The sequence below is a fragment of the Francisella sp. 19S2-4 genome (assembly GCF_036281795.1).
In the GTDB taxonomy this organism is placed as follows: Bacteria; Pseudomonadota; Gammaproteobacteria; order Francisellales; family Francisellaceae; genus Francisella.
The window spans coordinates 21160-37298 of record NZ_JAWUZH010000020.1; the positions used below are offsets into that span (position 1 = coordinate 21160).

Below are 16139 nucleotides of genomic sequence, written 5' to 3' on the forward strand. Positions count from 1 at the left end.
AATAAAGGTTGTTAAAGTGTTAGCAAGTTATTTTGACTTACCACTTTTCTTGATTGCCTTGAGCATCTAGGAATTTACCTGAGTCTTCAGATTTAAGTGAGCCGATGAGTTTAGTCATTGCCATAATGCTGTCTTTTACTTCTAAAGAAGCATTTTCTCCACCCATGTAAGTTTTAACCCAACCAGGTCGAAGACTTATAGTAATTATTTCTGGGTACTCCGCAGCAAATGTTTTTGTTAACATATTTAGAGCTGCTTTTGATATACGGTATGAATAGCCAAAACCAGCTTTTGTTTGCTCTATAGAGCCAGCTTGACTAGCCATATTGATAACTATTGGATTATCAGACCTTAGTAGATTATCTTTAAAATTATGGATAAGATAAAAAGCTCCTAGACAGTTGGTTTGAAAAGCATTATTTATCCAGCTAGGATCTGTATCAGATATGCTTATTTTTTTATGATGTTCTGGATAAATGCCAGCATTATTTATTAATATATCAATAGCTATACTTTTATATTTTTGAAATAATTGCTTTTGTTCTATAGGGCTAGTAACATCTAGTTTTTCTATAGTTAGGTTTTGATATTTCTTAGAAAGTTCTTTTAGGTCATTTGCCTTAGCTGGGTCACGGCAAGTAGCTATTACATTAAAATTCTTTTCTAAATAATATTCAACAAAACCAAGGCCTATACCTCTATTTGCTCCAGTTATTAGGATAGTCTTTTTATATTGAGATGACATAACTTTACAAGCTAGCTTTATTTATAGTTTGTTATTATAGCATCATACTTTTAATATTTAAGGAGAAGATAATTGAGCTAGAAAAATCTGGAAATATTTTAGAATTTATTGATTATAAAATAATCATATTTTTAAATAAGTTTTAAGAATTTATTTATCTGTTGAACAACTTGATCACAATCCTCAATATGTGGCATATGGCCAACATTTTTTAGAATTACTTGTTGAGCATTAGGAATATGCTTTTTCATATAATCACTATAAGGAATAGGGGCGATTCGATCCTCTTCTCCATTAATAATTAGTGTTGGGGCTTGTATTTTTTCTAGGTTATTGTTTTCAAAGGAGTTAATAGCTAGTACTTGATGTTTAAATCCTTCTAAATGTGCAGGGTATTGTCGATTTAAAGAACGCTCAATATAGTCTGTGACATTTTTCTCGTTTGACATAAAGGTTTCACCAAAGCACCATGTCATTGAGTTTTTAATTAACACAATAGGGTCAATTTTACTGTCTATTAGATGAAATGCTATTTCGCTTTGGATTGTTGATAAAGGAGATGCCTTACAACGAGTACTCATTAAAATCAATTTATCAAGCTTTTCAGGGTATTGTATTGCAAATTCTTGAGCTACATAACCTCCCATTGAGTGCCCCAATATAGAAGTTTTTTTTAGTTTTAATTCTTCAATGACATTCATGACATCATTTGCCATATCTGAGATGCTAAAAGGTGCTTGAGTAACTTGACTTCTACCAGCTCCGCGATTATCAATTAGAATAACCTGATAATGTTTTTGTAATTCTAAAACTATATTTCCCCACATTGTTTGATCACCTGTTAATCCAGGTAGCATAATAAGGGGAGATCCTTGACCAACAACGCTATAAAAAATTTCTGTACCATTTTTTTTAATTAATGCCATAAATTTCCTTTTCTAATGTTTATAAAAAATTAAGAAATGTAGTATTAAATTATAATCTTATCATAAGAAGTTGCTGTTAAGTTGACTTAAACCTTACCATGTTACTTAAATTATTTTGATTAATCACTATTAAAAATTAGTTATGCTATAGTTTATAAGAGAAGGAGTCTTATCGTTAAGAGAGAATGTTATGAGTTATAATTATGATAATTTTTCATCAAATCATTATGATTTTGAGATATCTAAAGGCTTAGGTGTTGGAGATAAAGCTGTTGATATAAAGCTAGAAACAGCTGATGGAAATTATAAAAATATTCTTGATTTTAATGGGAATTATTTAGTTCTTGAGATGGGTAGTATTACATGTCCTTTATTTCAAGGAAGAAGAGATTCAATGTTAAAAATAGCTCAAGATTATACTGATTTATCATTCGCTATATTATATGTAAGAGAAGCACATCCTGGATTAAATATTAAAAAACATGAAAGTTATAATGATAAGAAAACATGTGCAATTGAGTTAAAAAATATAGATGGAGAACAAAGAGCAATTTTTATTGATGATATTGATGGCAGTGCGCATCAGATATATGGAAGCATGCCTAATGCAGTATTTATTATTAATAAAGAGAAGGAAATTGTTTTTAAGCTAGATTGGAATAATCCCATTCTTGTAAGAAAAGCTATAAAAGCGTTACTAGCAGGCAAAGAATTGCCTAAAAGAGATTTCTTTTATCCTGTGAATCCACGGCTAGCTAAGAGAGTTCTGCAAAAAGCAGGCAAAGGATCAGCAAAAGATTTTCTCTCAAGTTTACCTACTTTGATATACAAGAATGTTATAAAAAGAAATTTAAGAGCATTTTTTCGTAAGAAATAATTCTTTCTTAATATCAAATAATATTGATTTTTGTTATTTTTATAATAGAAGCAAACGATAATGTTTATTTTCTTATGAATAAATCTTTTTATAAACTAATATCATTAATTTTGTTAATAATTGTAACATTAAATGTTTTTGCATATTCACCTAATGAGTTGAATACTAGTTGTAATAATGCCTTATATAGTATAAAAGAGCAGTGGGCTGACTTTTCAGAATCTTATGGAAGTTATCCTCCAGGATATCTGAATTATAAAAATTTAAAAACTGATCCTCAAGAGTGTTACTTGGGAGGCGATTTTGGTAATTTAAGGATGTCTTTGGTAATTATACCTCCTAGGGATGTAGAGAGCCAGAGAAATGGTATAAAGAATATTGATAGTTATCCACCTTTACCAAAGTTGCAAATCGTCTTTAATAACAAAAAGGTAATATTACCATTAACTGGACCTACAGATGATCTATCATCAGATAACTTTGAATTAGTCTTTAATATATTAAGAGGATCATCAGATATTGATAGAAGTGGCCAATCAGTTGCTACCATTAGACTTGGAAATAATTATATGGCATTTACATCTCAGGGAGAGATTGTTAAAGCTTTAGATGGAGAAACTAGTATTTTTGATTTAGTACGTAAAGTCGATGGAATAAGTTATTTCATTAAGTATAAAGATGATGGTAAGAAATTATTTGTTTACAAAATTTCTGAGGGAAAGTATCAGCAATTAGGTTCTTATGTATCATATAAAGACTATAACGTAAAGGATCCATTCTTATCTCTAAAAAATAATCATTTACATCTAAGTGTTCTTGCTACAAGAATTTATAAGCTTGATGGGACTCCTGTGTGGGGATCGCATAATAGCCTTGATTTAAAATATATTCCACCAAGTAAGAATTTTCTTTTATCCTTATTTCATCCAAATGGTTCTTGGAAAAAATTATAATTATATAAGATAACAATTATCTTTTGCTTTCTGCGTCAGGCTAGATGCTGTTACTGATGGTAGTTCAACAGCTCCTACTCCGGCACCTAACACTGCACCTAAAATAACAGCTCCACCTATTTGAAATGGCTGTATAAATGAATTCTTGCTTAATCCACCACTATCAAACATCATTGGGGACATCATAGCTCCTCCAGCCATACCTCCCAATAAGCCTACAGGTACCATTAAAATAGTTCCTACGCCTATACCTACTGCTGAGATAGGAGTCATAAGTGTGGTAGATAGTGCACTACATTCTTTGTTTTGTTTATGAATTTTGCTTTTTAATGTTTCTGGTGTTACAGGGTTTATATTTTTATTCTCTGATAAACAATAACTTATATTGGTGGTTAGGAGTAGTATTGTAATATTGAAAAATAAAATTACTTTCTTAAACATGATTTGACTAGTGAGGTAATAACTTATATTTAAGCTATATTATCACTTTAAATTAGATTTTTGGAAATTATAAAATTGAAAGATGAATAAAGAAAAAATATTTAGAAAATAGAAATTACCAACCAGTAACTTCTTTAAGTTTAGAACCTAGCTCTGCAGGTGATCTAGTATAAGCAATACCAGCAGCTTCAAATGCAGCGAATTTTTCATCAGCTGTACCTTTACCACCAGAGATGATAGCACCAGCATGACCCATACGTTTTCCTGGAGGAGCTGTAACACCAGCTATATAGCCGATTACAGGCTTAGTTACATTGTGCTTAATGTATTCAGCAGCTTCTTCTTCAGCTGTACCACCAATTTCACCAATTAGGATTATAGCTTCAGTTTGAGGATCATTTTCTAGAAGTTTAAGAGCTTCAATTTGGTTCATACCAGGAATTGGGTCTCCACCTATACCGATACAAGTAGATTGACCAAAACCTAATTTAGTAGTTTGAGCAACTGCTTCATAAGTTAGAGTACCAGAACGAGAAATGATACCAACTTTACCAGGTTGGTGAATATGACCAGGCATAATACCAATCTTACATTGACCTGGAGTGATTACTCCTGGACAGTTAGGACCAACTACTTGTACATCTTTACCTTTTAAGTATTCTTTAACTACTAACATATCTAGAGTAGGAACACCTTCAGTAATGATTACAACTAACTTAACACCAGAGTCGATTGCTTCGATAGCAGAGTCTTTTACAAATGGAGCTGGTACGTAGATTACAGATGCATCTGCACCAGTAGCTGCAACAGCTTCAGCCATTGTGTTAAAAACTGGTCTATCTAAGTGAGTAGTACCACCTTTACCAGGAGTTACACCACCTACGATATTTGTACCATAAGCAATAGCTTGCTCTGAGTGGAAAGTACCGTTTTTACCAGTAAAACCTTGTACTAAAACTTTTGTATTTTTATCAACTAATACGCTCATTATTTAATATCCTTTTAACTGTTTTAATTTATTAACCTAGTGATTTCACAACTTTATCAGCAGCATCAGCTAAACCATCAGCAGGTATTAGTTTTAGACCTGAATCAGATAGAATTTTAGCACCTTTTTCTGCATTGTTACCTTCTAGACGAACAACTACTGGTACAGTTACGTTTACTTCTTTAACAGCTTCGATAATTGCTTCAGCGATCATATCACAACGTACGATACCACCGAAGATGTTAATTAAAACAGCTTTTACATTTTCATCATCTAGGATTAGTTTGAAAGCTTCGATTACTCTTTCTTTAGTAGCACCGCCACCAACATCTAGGAAGTTTGCAGGCTTACCACCATATAATTGGATAATATCCATAGTAGCCATTGCTAGACCAGCACCGTTTACCATACAACCGATGTTACCTTCAAGAGCTACATAGTTTAGCTCATGCTCTGAAGCTTTAAGTTCTTTAGCATTTTCTTGAGATTTGTCTCTTAGAGCTAATAATTTAGGGTGTCTATAAAGAGCATTTGAATCAAGGTTGATTTTACCATCAACACAAACGATTTCACCATTTTCTCTAACTGCAAGAGGGTTGATTTCAAATAATGCAAAATCACACTCAACAAATGCTTTGTAAGCACCTAGCATAGTTTTAACGAAATCATTGATTTGCTTACCTTCAAGACCAAGTTTGAAAGCCACTTCACGAGCTTGGAAAGGTTGAAGACCAACTAATGGATCTACTTCTACTTTAAGGATTTTCTCTGGAGTGTTGTGAGCTACTTCTTCAATATCAACACCACCTTCAGTTGAAGCCATGAATGTTACTTTACGGCTAGATCTATCAACTACAGCACCAAGGTATAACTCACGAGTAACAGGGTATACATCTTCAAATACACCTACAGAATTAACTGGCTGACCTTCAGCATCAGTTTGGAAAGTAACAAGATTTGTACCGATTAGGCTCTCTGCTACTTCACGAGCTTCTTGAGATGATTTAACAACTTTTACACCACCAGCTTTACCACGACCACCAGCATGTACCTGAGCTTTAACCACAGCAAATTTACCACCAAGTTGGTCAAATGCTTGAGCAGCTTCATTTGGGTTATGAGCTACGATACCTTTTTGAACTTTTAGACCATAGCTTTCTAAAAGATCTTTAGCTTGATATTCATGTAAGTTCATTGATTTTCTTCCTTATTTGATCGTTTGACGAAAATTTTTGTAAATAACAGGTAAAATAATAACTCATTTACTCTACTTTTTCTAATAAAAATCGGCATAAATGATTCAATTAGATAAAGCTTTTAGCTTAATCATTAATATTTCCTATTATTCGTATTGTATGGTATTTATTTTATACTTGCAAATAGGCATGTTTTAAAGAAGTGAGAAAGTCATAAATAAGTTATTTTCATGTATTTTGAAAATATTGTTTTGTTTATTAAAATGTTATTCAATTAATTAAAAAACAAATAAATTTATCTACTTTTTATTTTCTAATAAAAAATGTTTATTTTAATATTTCGATTTGCCTATAATATGATAAGGTTAGTTTGATTAGTTATAAAAAAAATAAGGTAAATAAAATGTTTGATTATATATTTGGTAAGATAAAATCGACTATTTTTTCAAAAATTACGCCATTTCAATTGCTTTTAACATCGTTATTTGCATTTGTATTTGGATTTATTCCAGGGATATCATATTCTCCATTATTATTTGTAGGGGTGCTATTTTTAGTTATTATCCTTAGAATCAATATAGGCGTATTTATATTTATATCGATAATAGCAAAAGCATTATCATTTTTATTAGAATCAGTCAGCTTCTCGCTGGGTCAGTTTTTACTTGATGGGTTTACACAACCTATATTTAAAAGCCTAGTTAATACTCCTGTAGTTGCTTATGCTGGTTTTGACTATTATCTTGTTGCAGGTGCTTTTGTACTTTCGATTATTTTAGGTTTAGTTTTTGGAGTTGTAATTGCAAAGCTTTATAAAAAGATAGTTGCAAAAATGTCAGCAATTCAAACTGGCACAGAAATATACAATAAGATCACAAAAAACTTTTTTGTAAAAATTGCTAGCTGGATTTTCTTAGGTAAGAACGTTGCAAAAATCGACTGGGTTAAGATGAAAAACCGTAAATTTAGACAACCATTTAGAATAACAGGTGTTATTCTGGTTGGATTAATCATCGCGACTATAGCTTATGCACCACAGATTTTAGAGACTTCGTTAGTATCAAACATTATCAAGCAACAGCTAACAAAAGCAAATGGTGCAACAGTTGACTATGATTCTTTAAAGTTAGATTTAACTGATGCAAGACTTCAAATAACAAATTTAGGTGCTGCTGACCCTCTAGATCTTAATAAAGATAGATTCTATGCTAAATCTATTAGTTCTAGTATAAATATTTCTAATCTGTTAACAAGACAAATAGCATTAAAAGATGTGATTGTTGAAGGAGTTTCTTTAGATAAACAAAGAAAAACTAAAGGAGAACTATACCTTAATGATACTAAACCTATCTCAGATGAAGAAGCTCAACAAGCTTCTGAGGCTGCTAAGAAACAGACTATTGAGAATATCAAAAAAATAGGCGGTGATTTACAGCAGGTTGATTTGCAAAAACTAAAAGAAAATGCAAAAGAAGTAAAAGATGTTGCAATTAATATAAAAGAAGCTGTAGAGTTTTTATCAAGCTTTAGATCTGATAATGCTAAAGTTACAGATTCTCAAGTTAAGCAACAAGTTGTTACTCCAAAAGAGCAAGCTAAAGTTTATGGATATGCAAATGTTAGAAATGAAAGCCTACGTGATAAATATCCTAATTTTGTAGTCCAAAATATTGACGTTAAAGACTATAAAGATGGTGATACTTTATATGATGCAACTATAACTAATATATCAACAAATCCAGAGTTATTAGGAAAATCTACGGAAATTAATATCAAATCAACAAATAATAAAAATTTAAATGTTGGGGTGGTTATCTCTAATAAGCCAAATGTTAATAATACAGTTAGATTTGATTTAGCTAATGTAGCAGGAGATGCTATAAAAGGCTTAACTGTTCAAGGTGTTGGTTTAGATGCAGATAGTTTAGATGTAGCTGGTAACGGAACTTGGCAGTTTAGTGGAGTTAGAAATGTAACATTTGATATTCCATTACAGCTGAAGTTTAAAAACGTAGGTGTCAATTTCAACCAGTTTAAACAAAAAGTTTCTGATTTAACTTTAAAAGGTGCTATATCAGGTGACTTGAATAATGTTAGTTTTGGTCTAGATACATCTTCTTTGAAAAACTTAGTAAGTGTCGATACTGTTAAAAATACAGCATCACAAATAGCTAAACAAACAGGCTTGGATAAAAAAGCTAATCAGGTTTTAGAGAAAACTAAAATAAATGGTAAATCAATAAAAGATTTGAATGCTCAAGACATAAAAAACATAAATCCACAAGATGTAAAAAACTTAGCGTCTAGTTTTGGAGTCCAAATATAGTTAAATATTTTCAAAAAATTGCTAATAACTACTTTGCAAGATCTATTATTGTCATATAATCTTTACTAAAGGGATTAAATTTAAATAATTTAAGTAGAGAGTATTTTGCTTTTAGCAAAAAAGTTAGCAATTTAAGAATAAAATATAAAGTTATAGGAAAGTTTTTTGGGAGATATTGTATGAAAAAAATATTAGCAGCTATTTTGGGAGTTTCGGTGCTAACACTATCAAGCTGTGCTAGTAATCATGATACTAAAGTAGATGTAGCAGGTGTAAAAGCAGATATACCTATGAAAAGTATAGATCCTAACTCAAATGATTATGCGAAGATTATTGCTATTCCAGCAATTGTGGATCAACTGCTAAATGATAAGATGACTCCAACTGTTGGGCCTAAAGATGCTAAGAAGGCAGTGGTTGTTTTTTATGACTATGGTTGTGATAATTGTACACTGACTTATGGAAAAATGGTTAAGTTGATCGGAGATGAACCTAATGTGAAGTTTATATTTAAGGCTTATCCATCATTACATAGAGATGCTACTGTCCCTAATTATGCTTCATTAGTTGCTAATGAAGCATATCTACAAGGCGGAGCAGGGCTATTTAGTGCTTATAATAAGATTGTTTATGCTAGGCGTGAGGCTAATGGAAAATTAGTAAATGCGGATATAGATGCGGCTATTAAGCAACTAGGAATTAAAGCAAATGAGCCAAAACTTAAAAAACAAGCTGCAGAAGAAGAATTATTAACTAGAAAAGTGGCTAGGCTAATAGGGTTTAAAGGACCTCATTCATATGTTGTTTTACCAACTGATTTGGCAAAAATGACAGCTGAACAATTAGAAGATAATATTGATCAAATATATGTTATAGCATTTAATGAGCCAGATAGTGCTGCTGATTATCATGAGTCAGTAGATTGGGCTATACAAATGATAAAATCAAAATTAAATAGTATTTAAATAATTTTATAGGTCAAAGATTTTTAGAGCTTCTAAAAAAACATCTGCATTAGCATCTTTTTTATTAGTATTTTCACTTAGATATCTACGATAAGCCTTTGCATTTGGTAAGCCATTGAAAAGGTTTAGAGTATGTTTTGTTATATTATTGAGCTTAAGAAAAGAGTCTTCTTGCATTTGCTGTGTGATATATTCAGCGATCTGGTATCCAACTTCTAAAGGAGTAATTTCTGATGGGGCCTGATCATAGAATTGATTGTCAAAATCTTTAAATATCATAGGGTTGTGATATGCCTCTCGACCTATCATCACACTATCAACGTGCGCTAAATGTTTGTGAGTATCTTCAATAGTTGAAATACCACCATTGATACCAATTTCTAAATTTGGAAAATCCTTTTTTATTTTATAAACAGTATCATAATTAAGTTCTGGAATTGTACGATTTTCTTTTGGAGATAGTCCACTTAGCCAACCTTTACGTGCATGAATACAGAGAAAATCAACACCAGCATGTACTTGTTTATTTACAAAGTTATATAATTCATCATAACTATCATTGTGATCATAACCTATACGACATTTTACAGATATTGGAATGTTAAGATTATCTTTCATTGCTTTTACACAGTCTGCAACTAAATCAGGTTCCGCCATTAAAGATAGGCCAAAATTACCTTTTTTGACTCTTTCACTAGGGCAACCAACATTTATATTTATCTCATTATAGCCTAAGTTTTCAGCTAACTTACCACATGTGATGAAATCTTTAGGAACACAGCCACCTAGTTGTAAAGTAACAGGATTTTCTTCTGGATTGTACTTAAGTAGAAAATCTTTATTACCATGAAGTATCGCATTAAGAGTGACCATTTCCGTATATAACATGGTTTTTTTTGTTATTAAGCGCATCATATAACGATAATGTCTATCTGTCCAATCAAGCATTGGAGCTATACATATTTTTCTACTATTTTGGTCCATTATTAAAATATAAAAAGTAATTAATTAAACTATATTGGATCGTTATTATAGCTTAAACGATGGATGATTTTATCAATTGGTGTGCGATATTTCTCTGTATTTTTCGAATATCTAGCATAACGAGGGTCTGATCTATCATATAACCAGTTTGCTAAATCCCATCCATAAGTAGTTTGAAAGCAAAGCTTACCAAACTCAGTAAGGTTAAACTCAGCTTGGGTTTGTAGACATCCTGTCATAAATACATCTGCATAAGTTTGCAATATTGGGAAGTTTTTTGTTGGAAATTCAGCATCTTTGAAATCTTTAACATACATCCAGAAATCACCTTTAGGTAAACTTTTGATTCCTAGAGGAACAATATCTTTCCGAGGTACTTTAACTCTACAATATGATGCTTCTCTTAAGTCTGTGGCAGAAATATCGTCAGCAGAAGCTTTATAATATATGGCATTCATGGCATAACCTTGATTAGGTACTGCAAGTAAGAATGTCGCGTGTGACTTCTCCCCACGAGATGCCCATAATCTTTCAAAACCACTAACTAATATAGGAGCAGCATAAGTAGCATCTGGAACTGTTATTTGTCTAGAGTCTTTATTCATAAGACTACCATAGCCAATAACATAATTTTTTTTCTTACGACTAACTTCAGGACGACAATTTATACTATTCTCAGGTGTCTGTGAAAGTTTGTTTTGTTCTAATATTTGTAACTCACTCTCATGAATAGATGTTGCTTTATCAAAGCCAGTTTTTTTACCTATAATAAAGCTTAATGAAATTACTACAATAATTACGATAACTATTAATATTTTTTTCAAAATTTAAAGAAACAATTTTTAATACTTATTTAATACTACCATTTTTGTATAAAATGAAAACCTTAGAGATTAAAATCTATTGTTTTGGAGTATTTTTAACTATGGAATCATGATTCTTTTAACATGAAAGAATCTAAGGGAATGTTAAAATCAACTTGATTTATTGAATGTGCTTTTTCAGAGTTAAGAATGCTATTAAAAAAAACATAAGTTAAAATTATTGAGGATATTATTGTTACAATTATTAAAAATCTTATTTTCTTGGGCGTGTTTTTCAAAATATTAATATAAAAGTTTTTATAAAATAGTACATTGTAAACATTTTTTTATTAAATGAAAGTTTTAAGTTTAAATGTTCTAAATGAATCATAATTAATATAAGTATTTATTTATGTTATAATGATACCTAATTGAATTTATAAAAAAATATAACTTGGAGCTTGTTAATGTCTGAGAATAAGGCTTATGATTCGTCGAGTATTAAAGTACTCAAAGGTCTAGATGCGGTTAGAAAAAGACCCGGGATGTATATTGGTGATACTGATGATGGTAGCGGTCTACACCACATGGTGTTTGAGGTTGTAGATAACGCTATTGATGAAGCACTAGCCGGACATTGTGATGATATTAAAGTTATCATAAATAAAGATGGTTCTGTATCAGTATCAGATAATGGTAGAGGTATTCCTACAGATATTCATGCAGATGAAGGTCGTTCAGCAGCGGAAGTTATTATGACTGTACTTCATGCAGGCGGTAAGTTTGATGATAATTCATATAAAGTATCTGGTGGATTACATGGTGTGGGTGTATCTGTTGTAAATGCATTATCTGAAAAGCTTACATTAGATATCTCACGAGGTGGTTATAGATACTATCAAGAATATACTCATGGTGTACCAGACTATCCGCTAAAGCAATTAGAGGCTACTACAAATACTGGTTCTATAATTACATTTAAACCAAGCAAAGAAACATTCTCATTTGTTGATTTTGATTATGATATTTTGATGAAGAGAATTAGAGAATTATCTTTCTTAAATTCAGGTGTCAAAATTGAACTCATTGATAAGATCAATAATAGATCAGAGATTTTTAAATATGATGGTGGTATTGTAGCTTTTGTACAGTATCTTAATAAGAGTAAAAAGCCAATTCATGAGAATGTTATATCAGTGAATGGTATAAAAGATGATATTCAAGTAGAGCTAGCGTTACAGTGGAATGATTCGTATAAAGAGTCGATATTTTGTTTTACAAATAATATTCCTCAGCGTGATGGTGGTACTCACTTATCAGGTTTAAAAGCTGCAGTTACTAGAACAATGAACTCGTATATAGAATCAGAAGGTTTAAATAAGAAGCTTAAAGTTTCTTTAACTGGTGAAGATACTCGTGAAGGTTTAGCAGCTGTATTATCTGTAAAAGTTCCAGATCCGAAGTTCTCTTCTCAAACAAAAGATAAGCTAGTATCTTCAGATGTTAAGTCAGCTGTAGAGTCTTTAGTAAATGAAAAATTACAAGAGTTTCTTTTAGAGAACCCTAAAGAAGCTAAAATTGTATGTGAGAAAATTTTAGACTCTGCAAAAGCTCGTGAAGCTGCACGTAAAGCTCGTGATATGACTCGTCGTAAAGGAGCGTTAGATATTGCAGGTCTTCCAGGTAAGCTAGCAGATTGCCAAGAAAAGGATCCATCTTTATCAGAAATATATCTAGTGGAGGGTGATTCAGCGGGTGGTTCAGCTAAACAAGCTCGTGATCGTAAAACTCAGGCAATTTTGCCATTAAAAGGTAAAATCCTAAATGTCGAGAAGGCTCGTTTTGATAAAATGCTTGGCTCTCAAGAAGTTGCGACACTTATTAAGGCCCTAGGATGTGGTATTGGCGCGGAAGATTATAATCCTGATAAAACTAGATATCATAAGATTATACTAATGACGGATGCCGATGTTGATGGCTCTCATATTAGGACACTTCTTTTGACGTTCTTTTATAGACAAATGCCAGAGCTCGTAGAAAGAGGTTATCTATATATTGCTCAGCCACCTTTATATAAAGTTAAAAAAGGTAAGCAAGAAACATATCTAAAAGATGAAGATGCCTTAGCAGTATACCTTGGTAATATTGGTCTTGAAGGTGCAAGTATCTTCCTTGAAAATGGTAATGCAATTTCTGGACAAGTTTTGACTAATTATTATGAGCTTTATCAAAAATCTGAAAAAGTAATTAAAAAATATGCTAAAACATATCCTGAGAAATTACTTAGAGTTATGGCATATAGTGCAAAATATGTTGATGAAAATGCTGATATTAAGAGGTGGTGGGAAACAATTGTTGAGAAGTGTAATGAGAAAGCATTATCTTATGAAAGATTTAAGCTTATAGAATCAAAAGATTTTGATAGTGATAATCAAGAAAATATTTCTTATGGGGTTAATCATTATATAAATGGTTATGATACTGACTATATAGTCAAAAACAGCTTTTTCACGACAAAAGATTATGAAGATCTTGTTACATATGGTGATGTTTTATCTGATATTTCTTTTAAAGATGCATATGTAGAAAGAGGATCAAAGAAAGAGTATATTGATGACTTTGAATCAGCTATTGACTGGCTTTTACAAGAAGCTAGAAAAGGTAATGATGTTCAGCGTTATAAAGGTCTTGGTGAGATGAATCCTGGTCAGCTTTGGGAAACAACTATGGATCCTGATAATAGGGTGTTATTACAAGTGTCTGTAAAAGATGCTGTTGAAGCTGATGCTCTATTTACAACTCTTATGGGGGATGAAGTCGAGCCGCGTAGAAACTTTATTGAATCAAATGCGCTTAATGTTATTAATTTAGATGTGTAAATCCTAGTTTTTAAGTGACGTAGTATGATAAAACTATTGGGGTCATTTTTTTCAAAAGTAGTCAGTAAATATATGCCAGATAGTTTTATATTTGTTGTATTACTTACATTGTTAACGTTATTTATAAGTATTTTTATCAAGAATCAGCCATTAAATCTAATGATAGAAGCTTGGGGTGACGGGCTGTGGAGCTTGTTACCTTTTGCAATGCAGATGGTTCTTATTCTTGTAATAGGATGTACTCTCGCTGCAAGTAAGCCTATTAAGAAAGCTATCCAATATATGGTTGGATTTGTAAATACAGAAGGACAAGCAATTATAGTCGTAACTTTAATATCATCTATAGTCTGTTGGCTAAACTGGGCAGTAGGCTTAGTTGTTGGGGCAATTATTGCCAAAGAAATAGCTAAAAAAATAAAAAATATTAATTATGGTTTGCTAGTGGCATCTGCATATACTGGGTTTTTAGTATGGCATGCAGGGCTTTCTGGGTCGATACCTCTTATAATTGCAACATCAACAACAGGCAATTTAGCAGCATTAACAGATGGTCATATTATACCATTATCTCAAACTATTTTTTCTTATAAGAATTATGTACCAGTTCTGATACTTATATTTACATTACCAATTTTGAACTGGATGATGAAAGACCCTAGTAAGTCATTACAAAAAGTTGAAATAAAAGAGGAGGATAAGGTTTTTTTCGTATCAAAAAAAATGACTCCTGCTGAAAGGCTTGAAGATAGCAAAGTCTTATGCTTTCTATTTGTGATAATAATATTTTACTATCTCATAAGTTATGTGATTGGTGGTGGTAATATTGATTTTAATATTATTAATTTATTTTTTTTAGGTATGGGTTTAGTTTTATATGGTAGTTTAACGCAATATTTTAATGCTTTTAGAAAATCACTAGTTGTTTGTGCTGGTGTTGTTATTCAATTTCCTTTCTATGCAGGTATTATGAGTCTAATGATGAAGTCAGGAATTGATAATTCTATATCAGATTTTTTTATAAGCGTTTCCAATGTACATACTTTTCCTTTATATACATTTTTTTCTTCTGCTATTATAAATATTTTTATTCCATCTGGTGGAGGGCATTGGGTGGTTCAAGGACCTTTTGTAATGCCAGCAGCTAAAGCTTTGGGAGTAAGTCAAGCTGATGCCGCTATGGCAATAGCATGGGGTGAAGCTTGGGCAAATATGCTTCAACCATTTTGGGCAATCCCTCTTTTAGCTGTTGCGGGACTTAAAATACGTGATATCATGGGCTATTGTATAGTAGCTATGTTGTGGTCAGGAATAGTGTTGAGTAGTTGTATATATTTTTTGTGGTAAGGCATTATATTAATACTATTTACCAAGATGGTTATTTTTCAGCTAAGACAGAAGGTTTGAATACTACTTGGAGATCCTAAAATTATAATAAGGTTTAGTGATATTACTTCTCTGCTTTTAGCTATAGATAAATAAACTGGATTAATTGCATTTCATGGACCATTAGGAGTAGGGACTTGGACAAGTTTTTTTTTCGATTATATGGAATATGTTCTCTTTAATTCTGAAAAAGTAACATTTAAAAGTATTGGTGGTGTTAAAACTATTTATCTAGGAAAAGCTACTGGGACTCTCTTGGGAGGTAATTTAAGTAATCTAGTAGTATTAATCGGAATTAAATATGAACTTGATTGGAAGGGTGAAGTACTGTTCGTAGAGGAGATTGATGAGAAAAGCTATCAAATAGATAGGATGATGAATCAATTGGAATTAGCAGGAGTTTTTAATAAGATTAAAGGTTTTGTTTTTGGCGAATGTACAGAGTGTGAAAAAACCAATGAAGGGAGAGAACCTTAAAAGATGTTCTTAAATATTATTTGATTAAAAATAAGATTCCTTCGTATATGGGAGCTAGCTTTGGGCATGGTGTTAATAACTTTACACTCCCTAATAGGTGTTGATGTTGAACTTAATACAAAAGACTGTTGAATAAATCTTTCAATTTCTATGAATAGGAATATTTTTGCTATTTTTAGTAAAAACTTAGCCTTAA

General features: G+C 31.6%; 15 protein-coding genes. 8 read left to right on the forward strand and 7 right to left on the reverse strand.

Annotated features, from left to right (window positions below; all coding sequences use genetic code 11):
- Positions 1–37 precede the first annotated feature (37 nt).
- Together R8535_RS05915 and R8535_RS05920 are read right to left on the reverse strand one after the other, a co-directional pair.
- Positions 38–745: an SDR family oxidoreductase gene (locus tag R8535_RS05915; protein ID WP_329497390.1), complete on the reverse strand. Its 708-nt coding sequence runs from the start codon at positions 743–745 to the stop codon at positions 38–40.
- 131 nt (positions 746–876) lie between these two features.
- Positions 877–1671, reverse strand: coding sequence for an alpha/beta fold hydrolase (locus R8535_RS05920; protein ID WP_329497392.1), 795 nt, complete (start codon positions 1669–1671; stop codon positions 877–879).
- 190 nt (positions 1672–1861) lie between these two features.
- Between R8535_RS05920 and R8535_RS05925 the strand changes: the two genes are divergently transcribed.
- Positions 1862–2548 carry a deiodinase-like protein gene (locus R8535_RS05925; RefSeq protein WP_329497394.1) on the forward strand — a complete coding sequence of 229 codons (687 nt, stop codon included), beginning with the start codon at positions 1862–1864 and terminating at the stop codon, positions 2546–2548.
- A gap of 74 nt (positions 2549–2622) precedes the next feature.
- Positions 2623–3501, forward strand: a complete 879-nt coding sequence (locus tag R8535_RS05930) for a hypothetical protein (protein ID WP_329497396.1) — start codon at positions 2623–2625, stop codon at positions 3499–3501.
- Here R8535_RS05930 and R8535_RS05935 read toward each other — a convergent pair whose 3' ends face one another.
- The 3 genes from R8535_RS05935 to sucC form a co-directional block, all read right to left on the reverse strand.
- Complete coding sequence (locus tag R8535_RS05935; protein WP_329497397.1) at positions 3502–3942, reverse strand: hypothetical protein; 441 nt, start codon at positions 3940–3942, stop codon at positions 3502–3504.
- Between the two features lie 115 nt (positions 3943–4057).
- Positions 4058–4930, reverse strand: a complete 873-nt coding sequence (gene sucD, locus R8535_RS05940; RefSeq protein WP_012279756.1) for a succinate--CoA ligase subunit alpha — start codon at positions 4928–4930, stop codon at positions 4058–4060.
- A gap of 31 nt (positions 4931–4961) precedes the next feature.
- Entirely contained in the window at positions 4962–6125 is a 1164-nt protein-coding gene (gene sucC, locus R8535_RS05945; RefSeq protein WP_013923499.1) for an ADP-forming succinate--CoA ligase subunit beta, read from the reverse strand.
- 404 nt (positions 6126–6529) lie between these two features.
- Here sucC and R8535_RS05950 point away from each other — a divergent pair, with 404 nt between their 5' ends.
- Entirely contained in the window at positions 6530–8452 is a 1923-nt protein-coding gene (locus R8535_RS05950; protein ID WP_329497404.1) for a TIGR03546 family protein, read from the forward strand.
- Positions 8453–8631: 179 nt separating this feature from the next.
- Entirely contained in the window at positions 8632–9417 is a 786-nt protein-coding gene (locus R8535_RS05955) for a thioredoxin domain-containing protein (protein ID WP_329497405.1), read from the forward strand.
- Positions 9418–9423: 6 nt separating this feature from the next.
- Here the strand turns inward: R8535_RS05955 and dusA are convergent, their stop codons facing one another.
- Positions 9424–10401, reverse strand: coding sequence for a tRNA dihydrouridine(20/20a) synthase DusA (dusA, locus tag R8535_RS05960; RefSeq protein ID WP_329497406.1), 978 nt, complete (start codon positions 10399–10401; stop codon positions 9424–9426).
- 29 nt (positions 10402–10430) lie between these two features.
- Positions 10431–11225, reverse strand: coding sequence for a gamma-glutamylcyclotransferase ChaC (gene chaC, locus R8535_RS05965; protein ID WP_329497408.1), 795 nt, complete (start codon positions 11223–11225; stop codon positions 10431–10433).
- Positions 11226–11671: 446 nt separating this feature from the next.
- On the opposite strand from chaC, the gene gyrB reads away from it, so the two are divergent.
- The 4 genes from gyrB (at position 11672) to R8535_RS10860 (ending at position 16047) form a co-directional block, all read left to right on the forward strand.
- On the forward strand, positions 11672–14083 hold the full coding sequence (gyrB, locus tag R8535_RS05970) for a DNA topoisomerase (ATP-hydrolyzing) subunit B (RefSeq protein WP_329497410.1): 2412 nt from the start codon (positions 11672–11674) through the stop codon (positions 14081–14083).
- A 24-nt stretch (positions 14084–14107) separates the two neighbouring features.
- Positions 14108–15427, forward strand: coding sequence for a short-chain fatty acid transporter (locus tag R8535_RS05975; RefSeq protein WP_329497412.1), 1320 nt, complete (start codon positions 14108–14110; stop codon positions 15425–15427).
- 201 nt (positions 15428–15628) lie between these two features.
- Positions 15629–15943 carry a hypothetical protein gene (locus R8535_RS05980; RefSeq protein ID WP_329497414.1) on the forward strand — a complete coding sequence of 105 codons (315 nt, stop codon included), beginning with the start codon at positions 15629–15631 and terminating at the stop codon, positions 15941–15943.
- A gap of 20 nt (positions 15944–15963) precedes the next feature.
- A complete protein-coding gene (locus tag R8535_RS10860; RefSeq protein ID WP_442902163.1) occupies positions 15964–16047 on the forward strand; it encodes a hypothetical protein in 84 nt (27 codons plus the stop codon).
- Positions 16048–16139: the final 92 nt, after the last annotated feature.